This window comes from Mesorhizobium sp. LjRoot246, assembly GCF_964254115.1.
Classification (GTDB): domain Bacteria; phylum Pseudomonadota; class Alphaproteobacteria; order Rhizobiales; family Rhizobiaceae; genus Mesorhizobium.
The window spans coordinates 1,333,087-1,348,922 of sequence record NZ_CAXUSN020000001.1 but is presented as its reverse complement, the minus strand read 5'-3'; the positions used below and the strand labels follow the sequence as shown (position 1 = coordinate 1,348,922).

General features: G+C 62.4%; 13 protein-coding genes. 1 reads left to right on the top strand and 12 read right to left on the bottom strand.

Going from position 1 to position 15,836, the window contains the following annotated elements:
• Positions 1 to 68: 68 nt before the first annotated feature.
• From pyc to ACSQ3L_RS06245, 10 genes are all read right to left on the bottom strand, one after another.
• Positions 69 to 3,527: a pyruvate carboxylase gene (gene pyc / locus ACSQ3L_RS06290; protein ID WP_436159165.1), complete on the bottom strand. Its 3,459-nt coding sequence runs from the start codon at positions 3,525 to 3,527 to the stop codon at positions 69 to 71.
• Between the two features lie 300 nt (positions 3,528 to 3,827).
• The gene (locus tag ACSQ3L_RS06285; protein ID WP_436159164.1) at positions 3,828 to 4,946 is read right to left on the bottom strand and encodes a branched-chain amino acid ABC transporter substrate-binding protein; all 1,119 of its coding nucleotides are present in this window, start codon (positions 4,944 to 4,946) and stop codon (positions 3,828 to 3,830) included.
• A 137-nt stretch (positions 4,947 to 5,083) separates the two neighbouring features.
• Positions 5,084 to 5,431 (bottom strand): DUF6867 family protein, encoded by a 348-nt coding sequence (locus tag ACSQ3L_RS06280; RefSeq protein WP_292638866.1) that lies wholly within the window; start codon positions 5,429 to 5,431, stop codon positions 5,084 to 5,086.
• 112 nt (positions 5,432 to 5,543) lie between these two features.
• Positions 5,544 to 6,272 (bottom strand): ABC transporter ATP-binding protein, encoded by a 729-nt coding sequence (locus ACSQ3L_RS06275; protein WP_436159163.1) that lies wholly within the window; start codon positions 6,270 to 6,272, stop codon positions 5,544 to 5,546.
• Positions 6,272 to 7,792 carry an ATP-binding cassette domain-containing protein gene (locus ACSQ3L_RS06270; RefSeq protein WP_436159162.1) on the bottom strand — a complete coding sequence of 507 codons (1,521 nt, stop codon included), beginning with the start codon at positions 7,790 to 7,792 and terminating at the stop codon, positions 6,272 to 6,274. Before ACSQ3L_RS06270 ends, ACSQ3L_RS06275 begins: the two co-directional genes overlap by 1 nt.
• Positions 7,792 to 9,387 carry a high-affinity branched-chain amino acid ABC transporter permease LivM gene (livM, locus tag ACSQ3L_RS06265; RefSeq protein ID WP_436159161.1) on the bottom strand — a complete coding sequence of 532 codons (1,596 nt, stop codon included), beginning with the start codon at positions 9,385 to 9,387 and terminating at the stop codon, positions 7,792 to 7,794. The genes ACSQ3L_RS06270 and livM overlap by 1 nt, the downstream gene beginning before the upstream one ends.
• 4 nt (positions 9,388 to 9,391) lie before the next feature.
• Positions 9,392 to 10,294 (bottom strand): branched-chain amino acid ABC transporter permease, encoded by a 903-nt coding sequence (locus ACSQ3L_RS06260; RefSeq protein WP_292183447.1) that lies wholly within the window; start codon positions 10,292 to 10,294, stop codon positions 9,392 to 9,394.
• Positions 10,295 to 10,629: 335 nt separating this feature from the next.
• Entirely contained in the window at positions 10,630 to 11,631 is a 1,002-nt protein-coding gene (locus ACSQ3L_RS06255) for a 4-hydroxyproline epimerase (protein ID WP_436159160.1), read from the bottom strand.
• 32 nt (positions 11,632 to 11,663) lie between these two features.
• Entirely contained in the window at positions 11,664 to 12,914 is a 1,251-nt protein-coding gene (locus ACSQ3L_RS06250) for an NAD(P)/FAD-dependent oxidoreductase (RefSeq protein ID WP_436159159.1), read from the bottom strand.
• Positions 12,915 to 13,105: 191 nt separating this feature from the next.
• Complete coding sequence (locus tag ACSQ3L_RS06245; RefSeq protein WP_436159158.1) at positions 13,106 to 13,999, bottom strand: dihydrodipicolinate synthase family protein; 894 nt, start codon at positions 13,997 to 13,999, stop codon at positions 13,106 to 13,108.
• 69 nt (positions 14,000 to 14,068) lie between these two features.
• Here ACSQ3L_RS06245 and ACSQ3L_RS06240 point away from each other — a divergent pair, with 69 nt between their 5' ends.
• A complete protein-coding gene (locus tag ACSQ3L_RS06240; RefSeq protein WP_436159157.1) occupies positions 14,069 to 14,761 on the top strand; it encodes a GntR family transcriptional regulator in 693 nt (230 codons plus the stop codon).
• A gap of 9 nt (positions 14,762 to 14,770) precedes the next feature.
• Here the strand turns inward: ACSQ3L_RS06240 and ACSQ3L_RS06235 are convergent, their stop codons facing one another.
• Together ACSQ3L_RS06235 and ACSQ3L_RS06230 are read right to left on the bottom strand one after the other, a co-directional pair.
• Positions 14,771 to 15,088, bottom strand: coding sequence for a hypothetical protein (locus ACSQ3L_RS06235; RefSeq protein ID WP_436159156.1), 318 nt, complete (start codon positions 15,086 to 15,088; stop codon positions 14,771 to 14,773).
• Positions 15,089 to 15,403: 315 nt separating this feature from the next.
• A complete protein-coding gene (locus tag ACSQ3L_RS06230; RefSeq protein WP_436159155.1) occupies positions 15,404 to 15,697 on the bottom strand; it encodes a hypothetical protein in 294 nt (97 codons plus the stop codon).
• Between the last annotated feature and the right edge of the window lie 139 nt (positions 15,698 to 15,836).

Here is a 15,836-nt window from a genome sequence, read left to right as displayed (position 1 = left end):
AGCTGTTATCGATGATCGAACCAAGCCTGCCGCCATGATGCGGACAGCCATCCCCAGGAAGGGGCCGATCAGTTGAAAGCGATCAGCAAATCCTTGGCATCGATCTGGTCGCCGGCCTTGACCAGCACCTCGGCGACCGTGCCGTCGCGCTCGGCATGCAGTGCCGTTTCCATCTTCATCGCTTCGATGGAAAGCAGCACGTCGCCGGCCTTCACGGCCTGGCCGGCGGCGACCGAAAGCGCCGAGACGACACCCGGCATCGGCGCGCCGACATGTGCCTCGTTGCCGGGCTCGGCCTTGCGGCGGGCCTTGGCGGCGGACGCGCCATGCGCCCTGTCGGGCACCTTCACGCGGCGCGGCTGGCCGTTGAGCTCGAAGAACACGGTGACCATGCCCTTCTCGTCGACATCGCCGATGGCCAGGCAGCGCACGACCAGCGTCTTGCCCTTCTCGATGTCGACGAATATCTCGTCTTCCGGCTTCATGCCGTAGAAATAGGTCGGCGTCGGCAGCACGCTGACCGGCCCGTACGTCTCCTGCGCGCCCGCGAAGTCGGTAAACACCTTCGGATACATCAGCCACGAGGCGAATTCGAACTCCGACAGCCTGCGCTCGAGCTTCTTCTCGATCTCCTTGCGGCTGGCCTTGAGGTCGGCTGCCTTGAGCAGCGAACCGGGCCGCGCCGTGATCGGCTTCTCGCCCTTCAATGCCTTCTTCTGCAGCGCCGCCGGCCAGCCGCCGGGCGACTGGCCGAGATCGCCACGCAGCATCGAAACGACCGAGTCCGGGAAGGCGATGTCCCTGGCCGGGTTCTCGACATCGGCAACGGTCAGATCCTGGCTGACCATCATCAGTGCCATATCGCCGACGACCTTGGATGACGGTGTAACCTTGACGATATCGCCGAACATCAGATTGACGTCGTGATAGGTCTGCGCCACCTCGTGCCAGCGCGTCTCCAGCCCGAGCGAACGCGCCTGTTCCTTCAGATTGGTGAACTGGCCGCCCGGCATCTCGTGCAGATAGACTTCAGACGCCGGCCCCTTGAGGTCGCTTTCGAAGGCGGCGTATTGGTTGCGCACCGCCTCCCAGTAGAACGAGATTTTCCGGATCCATTGCGGGTCGAGACCCGGGTCGCGTTCGGTCCCCTTCAGCGCCTCGACAATGGAGCCGAGACATGGCTGCGAGGTGTTGCCCGACAGCGAATCCATCGCCGCATCGATGGCATCGACGCCGCTGTCGACCGCCGCCAGCACCGTCGCCGCCGACAGGCCCGACGTGTCATGGGTGTGGAAATGGATCGGCAGGTCGGTCGCCTCGCGCAGCGCCTTGAACAGCACGCGTGCAGCGGAAGGCTTCAACAGGCCGGCCATGTCCTTGACGGCGATGATGTGGGCGCCGGCCGCCTGCAATTCCTTGGCCAGGCCGACATAATATTTGAGGTCGTATTTCGCCCGCACAGGATCGAGGATATCGCCGGTATAGCAGATCGCCGCTTCGATCAGCTTGCCTTCGGCGCCGACCGCATCCATGGCGACACGCATGTTCTCAACCCAGTTCAGGCAGTCGAATACCCGAAACAGGTCGATGCCGCCGGCCGCCGCCTGCTTGACGAAATGCTGCACGACATTGTCCGGATAGTTGGTGTAGCCGACGCCATTGGCGCCACGCAAAAGCATCTGCAGCAATAGATTGGGCGCCGCCTCGCGCACCAGCGACAGCCGCTCCCAGGGATCCTCGGTGAGGAAGCGCATGGCGACGTCGAAAGTGGCGCCGCCCCAGCATTCGAGCGACAGAAGCTGCGGCAGGGCGCGCGCATAGGTGCCGGCGATGCCCGCAATGTCATGCGTGCGCATCCGGGTCGCCAGCAGCGACTGATGGCCGTCGCGCATCGTCGTGTCCGTGACCAGGACCTCTTTCTGGTCGCGCATCCAGGCGGCGAATTTCTCCGGCCCGAGCACGTCGAGCTTCTGCTTGCTGCCGCCGGGCACATTGCCGTTGAGATAGGGCACCACGGGTGCCGCCGCATCGGCTTTCGGCTGCGGCCGGCCGCGCGTTTCGGGGTGACCGTTGACGCTGACATCGGCGAGATAGTTGATGAGCTTGGTGGCGCGGTCCTGGCGCTTGACCTGCTGGAACAGTTCCGGCGTCGTGTCGATGAACTTAGTCGTGTAGGAATTGTCGGCGAAGCTCGGGTGGTTGATGATCGCTTCGAGGAAGGTCAGGTTCGTGGCGACGCCGCGGATGCGGAACTCGCGCAGCGCCCGGTTCATGCGGGCGATGGTCTCGGCTGGCGTCGGCGCCCATGCCGTCACCTTCTCCAGCAGCGGATCGTAGAAGCGAGTGATGACGGCGCCGGAATAGGCGGTGCCGCCATCGAGGCGAATGCCGAAGCCTGTCGCGCCGCGATAGGCGGTGATGCGGCCATAATCCGGGATGAAATTGTGCTCGGGATCTTCCGTGGTGATGCGGCACTGCAAGGCATGGCCGTTCAGCCTGATGTCCTTCTGTGCCGGCACGCCCGATTCCGGCGTGCCGATGGCAAAGCCGTCGAGGATATGGATCTGCGCCTTGACGATGTCGATGCCGGTCACCTGCTCGGTAACGGTGTGCTCGACCTGGATGCGCGGGTTGACCTCGATGAAATAGAATTTGCCGGTGTCGGCATCCTGCAGGAACTCGACCGTCCCGGCACCGATATAGCTGGTCTCGCGCGCGATCTTCAGCGCATGGCCGCACAGCTCCTCGCGCTGCGACATTTCAAGATAGGGCGCCGGCGCCCGCTCGACGACCTTCTGGTTGCGGCGTTGGATCGAACAGTCGCGCTCGAACAGGTGCACCGCGTTGCCATGCGCGTCGCCCAGCACCTGCACCTCGACATGGCGGGCGCGCTCGATCAGCTTTTCGAGATAGACCTCGTCCTTGCCGAAGGCGGCCTTCGCCTCGCGCTTGCCTTCCGTGACCTCACGGGCAAGGTCGGCTTCGGCGCGGATGGCGCGCATGCCGCGACCGCCGCCGCCCCACGATGCCTTCAACATCACCGGGTAGCCAATTTGCTTGGCCAGTTTCTTGACCGCATCCATGTCGTCCGGCAATGGATCGGTGGCGGGGATCACCGGCACACCGACCTCGATGGCGAGATTGCGCGCCGCGACCTTGTTGCCGAGCCGGCGCATCGTGTCCGGCTTCGGCCCGATGAAGGTGATGCCGGCCTCGGCACAGGCATCGGCGAATTCGGGGCTTTCCGACAACAGCCCGTAGCCGGGATGGATGGCATCGGCGCCCGAAAGCCTGGCGACGCGGATCACCTCCTCAATCGACAGATAGCTTTCGATCGGCCCCATATCCCTGGTCAGATGCGGCCCACGCCCGACCTGGTAGCTCTCGTCGGCCTTGAAGCGATGCAGGGAATATTTGTCCTCCTCGGCCCAGATCGCCACGGTTTTGAGACCGAGTTCGTTGGCCGCGCGAAAGACGCGAATGGCGATTTCGGACCGGTTGGCGACGAGGATCTTCGTGATGGCCAAGGACTGGGCTCCAGCAACGGAAGGGAACAGAAATCGGCGCAATGATTAGCGTGAAAATGCTGCAGTGCAAACAAAATTGACGCGCGTTTAAACCGATTGAAATGGAATCTCTACGCCAAACGCCTTCGCATTCATTCCAATGTGCAGGGAAAGCGCCGGCATTGCCGGTCAATGCACGATCATTCTCCGGCTAAAGGCCAGTTCTATCGGCCGGGTCCGCCTTCTGAAAGCGAAGGTGGCACAAACAAAAATGCCCGGCGCGAGGCGCCGGGCATTCCGTAGATATCGAGACTGACGAACTTACATCTTCTGGATGTAGGTGTACTTGCCGTCGTCGCCCTTCTTCCATTCGTACATGACGTAGCCGGGCAGCGTCGGATCGCCCTTGGCATCATAGGACAGGTCGCCGAGCACGGTCTTGAACGGGCCGTTTTCATGCAGCGCCTTGGCAACTGCCTGCGGGTCGTTCGACTTGGCAACGGTCGCCGCTTCGGCAAGCGCCTGCACGGCTGCGTAGGAGTAGAGCGTATAGGCTTCCGGCTCGAAACCCTGCGCACGGAACTTCTCGACGAGTTCCTTGTTGGCAGGGATCAGGCGCGGATCCGGGCCGAACGTGTTGAGCGTGCCCGCAACCGCGTCGCCCGCGATCGAAGCCAGCTCGTTCGACACGATGCCGTCGCCGGAAACCAGCGTCGCCTTGAGACCCTGGTCGGCCGCCTGGCGGATGATCAGGCCGGCTTCGGTGTGCAGGCCTCCCCAATAGATGATGGAAACGCCGGCTTCCTTCATCTTGGCGATCAGCGCCGAGAAGTCCTTGTCGCCGACATTGATGCCTTCGTACATGACTTCCGTCACGCCGGCGGCGTTCATTGCCTTCTTGGTTTCGTCGGCAAGGCCCTGGCCGTAGGTGGTCTTGTCGTGGACGACGGCGATCTTGGCGTCCTTGAAGTTCGCGGCGAGATAAGCGCCGGCAATGCTGCCCTGCTGGTCATCGCGCCCGCAGGTGCGGAACACGTTCCACAGGCCGCGCTCGGTGAGCTGCGGGTTGGTGGCAGCCGGGGTGATCTCGACGATGTTGTTTTCCGCATAGACTTCCGACGCCGGGATCGAGACGCCCGAGTTGAAGTGGCCGACCACGAACTTGACCCCGTCGCCGACGAACTTGTTGGCAACCGAGATGCCCTGCTTCGGATCGGAGACATCGTCGCCAACCTCGAGCTTGATCTGCTCGCCGTTGATGCCGCCCTTGGCATTGATGTCGGCGACAGCCGCTTCCGCACCCTTCTGAAGCTGTGCGCCGAAGGCTGCGTTCGGACCGGTGATCGGACCGGCAACGCCGAACATTACATCAGCCCACGCGTTGCCGCCGAACGCGACAAGCGCGGTCAGGGCGACGGCGGACAAAAGTGACTTTTTCATTTAAACGCTCCCATTTACGGAGTGGGCGTGGATGAAGCTTTCATGCGATGCCCACCCTTATCGCAGAAAGCATAGTTTGCCGATTTTCAGGCACTTGTCACGCCGATTCAATTCCGAGGCGGCGTTAATGATGAACGTCAACCTTTCGGTTTCCAGCTCAAGATCGAAGCTCTTTCATAGAGCCAATTATACTGCGTCACCATCTGGTTGGTACGCGTGTATTGATAGCCGACGAAGCCGAGGATCATCAGCACGATGGTGTCGACGATGTAATAGTGCAGCGAGAACATCGTGCCGCCGAACAGCGCGTGATGGATGAAGCGGATGCCGATGCCGAGGCCCAGCATATAGGCGAACAGGTGGATGAAGCTGCGCCATGTCTGGGCGCTGGCCTTGCCCGTCATCCACGCCGCCCAGCCGCCGAGCAGACAGGTGACGAAGAAGAACTGCCAGATCGAGGGTTCCTCATAGAGAATGCCCTGCATGATGAAGTCTCCTTAGCATGATCCCGAAAAGTTGCGGACTTTTCGGACAAAGATCATGCGACAAACAAACAATCTGGGGCGGAATACCGGATGCACGAATTCCGCTCCAAGCTCAGTGGTGTCCGCCTTCAAGATAGGCGGCGCGCACTTCCGGATTGGCGAGCAGGTCCTTGCCGGTGCCGCTCATCGTCACATTGCCGTTGACCATGACATAGCCGCGCGTGGCGAGTTTCAGCGCGCCGAAGGCATTCTGTTCGACCAGGAACACGGTCAGCCCCTGCGTGCGGTTCAGTTCGCGGATGGCGTCGAAGATCTGCTTGACGATCAGCGGCGCCAGACCCAGCGACGGTTCATCGAGCAAGAGCAGCTTCGGCCGCGCCATCAGCGCACGTCCGATCGACAGCATCTGCTGCTCGCCGCCCGACAGCGTGCCGCCGCGCTGCGCGATGCGCTCCTTCAGCCGCGGAAACAGCGTGAACACCTTTTCGACGTCCTCGTCATAGTGATTGAGGTTGTCGAGGCTGGCGCCCATCTGTAGGTTTTCCATCACCGTCATGCGCGGGAAGATCCGCCGGCCTTCGGGCGACTGGGCGATGCGCATGCGCGCGATCTCATGCGTCGGCATTTGGGTGATATCAGTGCCGGCAAAGGTGATGGTGCCGGCCCGAGCCCGCGGCGCGCCGAAAATGGTCATCATCAGCGTCGACTTGCCGGCGCCGTTGGCGCCGATCAGCGCCACGATCTCACCCTGCTTTACGGTAACATCGACGCCGTTCAACGCCCGGATGTTGCCGTAATAGGTCTGCACGCCCTTGATATCGAGCAGCGTTGTCGCGGCCATCACTTGCCTCCTCCACGCTTGCCCGCCGCAGGCTTGGCAGCATGACTCGTCGCCACCTTGCCCGCATCGACGCGGCGCGAGAATTCCGTATCCTTGCCCTGGCTGAGCAGCTTGGCTTGCTTGACCCACTCTTCACGCGCGATGCGACCGTCGAAGGCGAGATAGGCTTCGGCGGCCTCGACATCGGCCTTTTTCCAGGCGCCGATCTGGTCGAAGTGAAAGATGCCGTGATCGTTGAGCTTCTTCTCGTTGACCGTACCGATACCCTTGATGCGGGTCAGATTGTCGGCCTTGCCGCCACGAGGCGCTGCCAGCCGGTTGGAGATCTCTCCAGCCTTCGCCGGAGCCTTCGTTGCCGGAGCCTTGGCTGCCGGTTTGGTCGCTGCGGTCGGCTTCACACTGGTCCCGGTAGAAGCCTTTGATGCGGCTTTCGAAGCAGGCTTTGGACCGGACTTCGCGGCCGGCACCGCCGCCGCCGAGGCCGCCTTGTTTGCCGCGGCGAGCGACCTTGCGTCGACCTGACCGGCCTTTGATGCGCCCTTGGCCACCGTAACCCGTTCGCCCGAACTGTGGCCGACCGTATCGGTCACCGGCCCGGCGAGATACGAAGACGACGTCCCCGGTCCATGCGCGGCATCAGGGCCGGTATCGAGCTGTTCGATAACGTCTTCGTCGCCGACTTCGGTGAGGACCGACTCCACTTCCTCGTCGTCGACCCCGAGATAGGCGGCGATGACACGCGGGTCGGTGCGCACCGACTGCGGACTGCCGTCGGAGATCTTGCGGCCATATTCGAGCACCACGACATGGTCGGATATCTGCATGACCACCGACATGTCATGCTCGATCAACAGGATCGAGGTGCCCGTGGTGCTCTTAATGTCGATCAGCAGTTCGTTGAGTGCTGCCGATTCCTTCGGATTGAGACCGGCCGCCGGCTCGTCCAGGCACAAGAGCTCCGGACCCGTGCACATGGCGCGCGCGATCTCGAGGCGGCGCTGCGCTCCATAGGGCAGGTCGCCGGCCGGATCGTCGGCACGGTCGACAAGATCGGCCTTCTCCAGCCAGTGCTTGGCAAGCTCGACCGATTCGGCCGAGGCTTTGCGGTAGCTGCTGAAGCCGAACAGGCCAAGGATCGTATAGCCCGATGCCTTCATCAGCTTGTTGTGCTGGGCAACCAAGAGGTTCTCCAGGAGCGTCATGCCCGAAAACAGGCGGATGTTCTGGAAGGTGCGCGCCACTTTGGCGCGTGCCGGGATCTCATGGTTGGGCAGACGTTCGAGCAAATAGCTCGATCCGTCGTTGCGGTTGAGCGTGATCATGCCTTCCGACGGCTTGTAGAAGCCGGTGATGCAGTTGAACACGGTGGTCTTGCCAGCGCCATTGGGTCCGATCAGCGCGGTGATCTCGCCGCGCCTGGCGGTGAAGGACAGGTCGCCGATGGCGACCAGACCGCCGAACTTCATCGACAAGTGATCGACCTGCAGGATGGCTTCGTTCATGGATGTGCTCGCATTCATCAGCCGTGCCCTTCCTTAGTGAAGGAGCCAGAGACAGCTCTTCGCACCTTGAGGAAGGCGGTCGGTTCGCGACTGCCGACGAAGCCGCGCGGCTTCCACAGCATGACGATGACCATGGCCATGCCGAACAGAAGCATGCGGTAGAGTTCCGGGGTGAAGTCTGGCCCGAAGATCTGCTTGAGGAAGTCGAGTTCACGCAGCGCCTCGGTGCCGCCGATCATCACCATTGCGGCAACCGCTATGCCGACCAGCGAACCCATGCCGCCGAGCACGACGATGGCGAGGATAATGGCCGATTCCAGGAAGACGAAGGATTCCGGGCTGACGAAACCTTGCCGCGCGGCGAAGAAGGAGCCGGCGAAGCCACCGAACATGGCGCCTGTCGCAAAAGCCGTGAGCTTGGTTGTCGTCGTGTTGATGCCCAGAGACCGGCAGGCGATCTCGTCCTCGCGCAGCGCTTCCCACGCGCGGCCGACCGGCAGGCGCCGCAGCCGGATGGTGACGAAGGCGGTGAGCAGGCACAGGCCCAGGATCAGATAATAGAGGAAAATCTTGTAATACGCGCCCGACTGGGCGATGCCCAACACCTTGGCGATGTAGTTCGGGTCTGACACGTTGAACGACATCAGGCCGAAGAAGCTGACCTTGGGAATGCCGGAGATACCGGCCGACCCGTGGGTGACCTCGCGCCAGTTGATCAGCACCAACCGGATGATCTCGCCGAAAGCCAGCGTGACGATCGCTAGATAGTCGCCGCGCAGGCGCAGCACCGGGAAGCCGAGCAGCACACCCCAGAAGGCGGCCATGGCGCCGGCGGCCGGCAGCAGGATCCAGAACGACAGGCCGTATTGTGTGCCGAGCAACGCATAGGCATAGGCGCCAATTGCATAAAAGGCGACGTAGCCGAGATCGAGTAGGCCGGCGAGGCCGACGACGATGTTCAGGCCCCAGGCCAGCATCACATAGATCAGGATCTGGATGCCGAAATTATCGACCCATTTCAGCGAACCCTGCAGCCCTCCGACAATCGACCAGGCACTCAGCGACAGCACCGCGACCACGAGGATCGGGTACAGCACAAGCGCGGCAATGCCGAGTTTGGTGAAGTTGGCATGGATGAAGGCCCTGAAATAATAGATCACGCAAGCCAGCACATAGATAATCGCCAGGGCGCGCAGGAATTGCAGATAGCCGGCCGGCTCAGCTCCCACCCATCCGGCGAGAGAGTTGTTGAACACGAACAGCAGCACCGCGGCGATGATGGCCACGATGAAGGCCGGCAACTGAAAGAAACGTGACGCCACGCTGGCCGGCAGCAGGCCGGTGGCGACGTCGGTGATCTTCTGGTTGGCCAGGAAGGGCTGGCCATAAGCGACATAAAGAAACCGCCCGACAGCCGTGGCGATCACCACGGCGGCAAGCAGGCCCCAGCGCGTCGTCAGGACCAGCTCATTGGAAATATTCTGACCCGTCTTCAGGCCGATGAACAGCACGAACAGGCCGAGCGATATGGCGCCGGCATAAAGCGCCTCGCGCGTGGCGCGCTGCACGGGGGTGGCGACGGTGTCGCGCTCCGGAGAAACGGTGACGGCCATGGTCTCAGACCTTTTCGACTTCTGGCCGGCCCAATATGCCGGAAGGCAGGAAGATCAGCACGATGGCCAGGATCGAGAACGCCGCGACGTCCTTGTAGTCGATCGAGAAATAGGCCGACCACATGCTCTCGATGAAGCCGATCATCAGCCCGCCGAGCACCGCACCCGGCAGCGAACCGATGCCGCCCAGCACCGCCGCCGTGAACGCTTTCACGCCCGGCGTGAAACCGTCCGAGAAGGCAATGACGCCGTAATACATCAGGAACAGCGTGCCGGCGACGGCGGCAAGGGCCGCACCCATGATGAAGGTGATCGAGATGGTGCGGTCGACATCGATGCCGAGCAGCGCCGCCATCTTGCGGTCCTGCTCGCAGGCCCGTTGCGCCCGCCCAAGCGAAGTCCTGTTGACCAGGTACCAGAACAGCGCCAGCAGCGCTGCTGTGACGAGGACGATGATGATCTGCTTCAGCGACACGCTGATGCCGTTGATGTTGTAGACCTGCGAAACCATCGGCGGGATCGGCTTGTTACGTGGACCCTGCGTCACCTGGACGAAATTCGACAGCGCGATCGACATGCCGATCGCGGTGATCAGCGGCGCCAGCCGGAACGAACCGCGCAGCGGCCGGTAGGCGACCTTCTCGATCGTCCAGTTGTAGAGGCTGGTAAGCAGCATCGCCACGATCATCATGACCAGCAGCGCCAGCACCACCGGCACCGAGTAGAACAGCGCGCCAAGGGCGAGGAAGACGATCAGTGCCGTGAAGGCACCCACCATGAAGATATCGCCATGGGCGAAGTTGATCATGCCGATGATGCCGTAGACCATCGTGTAGCCGATTGCGATCAGCCCATAGATCGATCCCAGCGTCAGCCCGTTGATAAGCTGCTGGACAAAGTACTGCATGTGTACATAGCTCCCCTGGAATGTCGCCCATGCAGACGCATTCCTTTTCGTATTTCCCCTAGTCGTAAAGTTTCGAGCCCGGATTGCAACGTCATTTTTCAATCGTCATGCGTGTTTTCGAGGCACGCCTTTCCGATCGCCCGTTTTTCGCACCCGACCCGCTGGACTATCGCGGACCCTACCATTGGCATAACGCAATGTCTTTGACGATTCGGCCGCATCATGCGCCCCGTTTCGAAGAAATCGCCGTCAAAATTAGGTGATGAGAAGAATCGTTGCGTTTCCGACGCGATCTGTTTTTCGCTCCGTTCCTTTCCCCTAGGTCAGGATTCCCTTCACTTGACCACAAATCCATGTGCGAACGGATCGCGGTCATCGATGAAGATGGTGTTCAATCCGGTCATCCGCGCCCAGCCGCCGATCGAAGGTATGATGGCTGGTTTGCCGGCGACGGTGACCTCCTTCTCGACCTTGCCCTTGAACAGCGAACCGATGATCGATTCATGGACGAAGCTGTCGCCGGCCTTGAGTTTGCCCTTGGCATGAAGCTGCGCCATGCGTGCCGAGGTGCCGGTGCCGCAGGGTGAGCGGTCGATTGCCTTGTCGCCGTAGAACACGGCATTGCGCGCATCCGCACCATCCACGGTCGGCGCACCGGTCCACAGCATGTGGGACAGCCGGTTGATGCCCGGGTTCTCGGGATGCACGAAGGAATATTTCTCGTTGAGCCGCTGCCGCACCACCGGGCTCCAGGCGATGAAGTCGCCCGCCGAATGATCGGCCATGTCGCGATAATTCTTCTGCGGCTCGACGATGGCGTAGAAATTGCCGCCATAGGCGACATCGACGGTGATTTCGCCGAGCTGCGGGCATTCGACCGTCAGCCCCTCGGCATGGAGGAAGGACGGCACATTGGTAATGCGCACCTCCTCTACATAGTCGCCGACCTGTTTGTATTCGGCGATGACCAGGCCGGCCGGCGTGTCGAGCCGAAGCACTCCCGGCGTCTTGGGCTTGATCAGCCCGTGCTCGATTGCCATCGTCACCGTGCCGATGGTGCCGTGGCCGCACATCGGCAGGCAGCCGGAGGTTTCGATGAACAGGATGGCGATGTCGCAATCCTCGCGCGTCGGCGGATAGAGGATCGAGCCGGACATCACGTCGTGGCCGCGCGGCTCGAACATCAGCCCGGTGCGGATCCAGTCATATTCTGCCAGAAAATGCGCTCGCCGTTCCATCATCGTCGAGCCCTGCAGCAGCGGACCGCCGCCGGCGACCAGTCGCACCGGATTGCCGCAGGTATGACCGTCTATGCAGAAGAAGGATTTCTTGGCCATGACGCTCCTCGAAAAATCAAAATCCGGAAAAATCAAAATCGTTGCGGACTGAAGGGGGCCAGATCGATCGGCGGAGTCTGCCCCAGGACGAGGTCGCGGATCAACCGTCCGGCGGCCGCTGCCTGGGTCAGGCCGAGATGGCCATGGCCGAAAGCATAGACCACCGATCTGCTTCCCGGTGCAAGACCGATGACCGGCACTGAATCCGGCAGCGAGGGACGGAACCCCATCCATTCGCGCCCGCCTGAGGGATCGAGCCCCGGCAGGAACCTTTGTGCCTTCTGCAGCAGCGCCTTCGACCTGTTGTAGTTGGGCGGCCGCGCGATGCCACCCAGTTCGACGGCGCCGCCGACGCGCAGGCCCGTTTGGAGCGGCGTGATGACGAAGCCATGGCCGGAGAAGATCAGCATCCGCTTCACGTCGAAGGCAGTCGCCGGCAGTGTCGTGTTGTAACCGCGCTCTGTCTCCAACGGAATGCGATCGCCGAGTTGCCCCGCCAGCAGATGCGACCAGGCACCGGCGGCGATGATGAGGTGTCGGGTCTGCCTTGTGGTGCCGCCTGCCAACGTGAGGGCGGCACCGTCCCGATTGGTCGCGATGCGCTCGATCCGAGCCCTCTCAAAGCGGGCGCCCTTGCTTTGTGCGTAGGCCCACACCGCCTTGCCGAGTAGTTTTGGGTCGGCGACCGTCTTCCATCCCGGCACGAATGTGCCCTTGACGAAGCGCGGCGAGAGACCCGGTTGCAAGGCAGCCAGTTCCTCGCCCTCGACATGGCGAAACCCGATGCCGAAACGCGCGCGCGCCGCCCAGCCGGACAGCGAGGCGCGGAACTCGGCCTCGCTCTCGTGAAGCTCGAGTGAGCCATCCTCGCGCAGCATTTCTCGCGTGCCGGACCGATCGAGCAAGCCCATCCACTCGGCCTCGGCAAGCTTCATCATGCCCGCCTGAGCGGCGAGGCTCGCCTCGTATTTCTCCGGCGCACCGGCGCGCCAGAAGCGGATCAGCCAGGGCAGAAGCTTCGGCAGATAGGCGGGCGGGATGCTGAGCGGTCCGAGCGGATCGGCCAGCCATTTCGGCAGCTGCCGGATCATGCCCTTATGCGCCAGCGGCAGCACGTCGGAGAAGGCGAAGGCGGCGGCATTGCCGGAGCTCGTCTCCTCGCAAATGCCGGTGCGGTCGAAGACGGTGACCCTGCGTCCGGCCTCGGCGAGAGAAGCAGCGGCACAGATGCCAATGATGCCGCCACCGATGATGGCGATGTCGATTGCAGCATCGTTGCTCATGGCCGCGCGTCGCACTGCATGTCCCGACCTTCGCATCGATCCTTGCAGCCAGCCCCCTCATCCGACCCTTCGGGCCACCTTCTCCCCGCCGGGGAGAAGAGGCTGACGCCGGCGTTGGCGACCTCTTCTCCCCTCGGGGAGAAGGTGGCCGCGTAGCGGTCGGATGAGGGGGACTGCGGCATTGCGACCTTTTAGAACGTCGGCAGTGTCGGCCGCACCGCCAGCGCGTCCTTGACGATCTTTTCGACGGCCTTGCGGCGCTCGCCCGACAGCGGCTGGCGCGGCATGCGCACGCGGTCATTTGTGTTGATCGCCAACACTTCGGCAAGCTTGATGTTTTGCACCAGATAGGTCGACACATCGAGATCGAGCAGCGGCCGGAACCAGCGGTAGATGGCGAGCGCTTCCTCACGACGGCCCTGCTTGATCAGCTGGTAGATGGCGACGGTCTCGCGCGGGAAGGCAGTGACAAGGCCGGCCACCCAGCCGATGGCACCGACCGACAGCGCCTCGAAGGCCAGATTGTCGACGCCGGTGAACAGGTCGTAGCGGCTGCCCAGGCGATTGATGATCTCGGTCGAGCGACGGATGTCGTCCGAGGATTCCTTGATCGCGACAAAGCGCTTGTCCGACGCCAGCTCTTCCATCTGGTCGACGGTGACATCGACGCGGTAGGCGAGCCGGTTGGAGTAGATCATGACCGGCAAGTCGCCGGCCTCGGCGACCGCACGCAGCGCCGCGACCGTCTCTTCCGCATTGGTGTGATAGATCGGGCTTGGCACAACCATCAGGCCGTTGGCGCCTTCCTTGGCGGCACGCTTGGCGATGCTGGCGGCCTCGCGGGTGCCGGCCTCATTGACGGTCAGCAGCACCGGCTTCTTGCCGGCAACTTTCTGCGCGGTCTTCAGCACCTCTATCTTCTCGTCGGGCGACAGCATCGGCCCTTCGCCGAGCGATCCGCAGACGATGATGCCGTCGCAGCCGGCCTCCATCTGCAAGTTGAAGCAGCGCTCCATCTCGGCATGATCGAGACGATCATCCGCGGTGAATTTAGTCGTGACGGCAGGAAAAACCCCGGTCCACATGATCATCTCTCCATCTGATATATCAGCCATATATCTGTTAAGAAACTGCCTGTCAATGCAGAATCCGTTATGATATATTCAAGATATATCAGGAGAGCGCCTTTGATATCCATGGAAGCAAGCATCGCATCCGAGCCGGCCGCGACCAGGGCCTACCATGTGCTCGAACACATGATCGTCACCCTCGAACTGGCGCCGGCGAGCTTCGTCACCGAGGGCGCCCTGATCGACAGGCTCGGGCTCGGCAGGACACCGGTGCGCGAGGCGATCCAGCGGCTGGCGTGGGAGGGGCTGCTCGATGTGCGGCCGCGCGCCGGCATCGCGATCGCGCCGCTACATCCAGGCGATTGGCTGCGCGTACTCGATGCGCGCCGCGGCGTCGAGGTGGTGCTGGCTCGCTCGGCCGCCCGCTTCGTCACTCGCGAGGCCGCCGACCTGTTTCACGAGGCGGCGCTGGCCATGCAGAAGGCGGTGATCTCGGGCAACGTGCTTGCCTTCATCCAGGCCGACAAGGCGCTCGACGAAGCGCTGGCGATGGCCGCCGACAATCCGTTCGCCGCCCGTTTGGCCGCCCCCTTGCAGACCCACAGCCGCCGCTTCTGGTTCCGCTACAAGGCCGACACCGGCCTTGCCGAATCCGCCGAGCACCATGTCGCGCTGATCCGCTCGATCCTCGCCGGCGACGAGGAAGCCGCGGCCAAGGACGCCAAGCGGTTGATGGCGCTGTTGCGCGGCCACGCGGAAGTGGCCGCCACGCGCTGATCGAACGACTCAGATCCCTTGCGCCGTGGCGGTGACGGGGACGGTATTCTCCCATCCGTCACCGGTCGCGAAGATGCAGCTTCGGCCTTGCACGTCGGTCACCAGCATGGTCCATGTCCCACTTGCCGAAACATAGACCTCGACAATGGCAGCTTGCCCGACCACACCGTAGCCGATCTGCTTTTGTTGAAAGGCCTGCGCCAGTCCCGCGACAAGATCACTGTGGCCGCCGCAGATGAATTGCGCCTGTGCGGATAGTGTCGATAACGCCAGTGTGGCACCGCTCGCGGCTATCCCAATCCATCGAAACGAAAATTTGTGTGCCATTCGGCACCTCCTTCGCCTTGACGTTCCGGCAAAGGGAGGCACATGGGCAGCCTCAAAGTGCCGGGACGTTCCAGGCCGGATTCGACGTCTTCATCACGTCACTCCTTCTGGTTTCCGGTCTGTCGTCAGGGAATTCTATCGCATTCCCTGGAATCGATATGGTGAGGTCCCGATGCGAAAACAAGCACCCTCGCATTGCCCACACCGGCACCGCCGGCACGACGCCGAATACGTCATCGACGGCAGCATCATTCCGACCGTCTGACCGGACTGCTGCTGCCATGGCGCGATGGCATGCCGAGGCGCTGCCCTAATTCAGGCGCCCGGCAAGGCCGCCATCATGGTGCCATCCCAACCTTCGCCCGCCGTAATGACGCAGCTCTGACCATGCGTGTCGGTGGCCAGAATGGTCCAGGTGCCTTTGTCGGAAACGAAGATTTCGAGAACCACGCTCGGATTGACCAGGCCGCGCGCCGCCTCGCTCTCATGGAACTTATCACCAAGCGCCTTGATCATATCCGCGCGCGCTGCGCATTGGTCGGCAGATGCCGGTGCGGCGCAAAACGCAGAAATCGCCGCAAACAATAGCGTCGCCGTGAGACGTGTCATCTGACACCTCCTTACGCCGGGCGATGCCTCCCCAAGCTGTCGCCAATTGGTTGATCTGCCGCCTCCTTGCGGCAGGGCTGCAAGCTAAGACGACACCTACCCACCCGGTTCCATCACATTAACGTTCAAACAGATACCG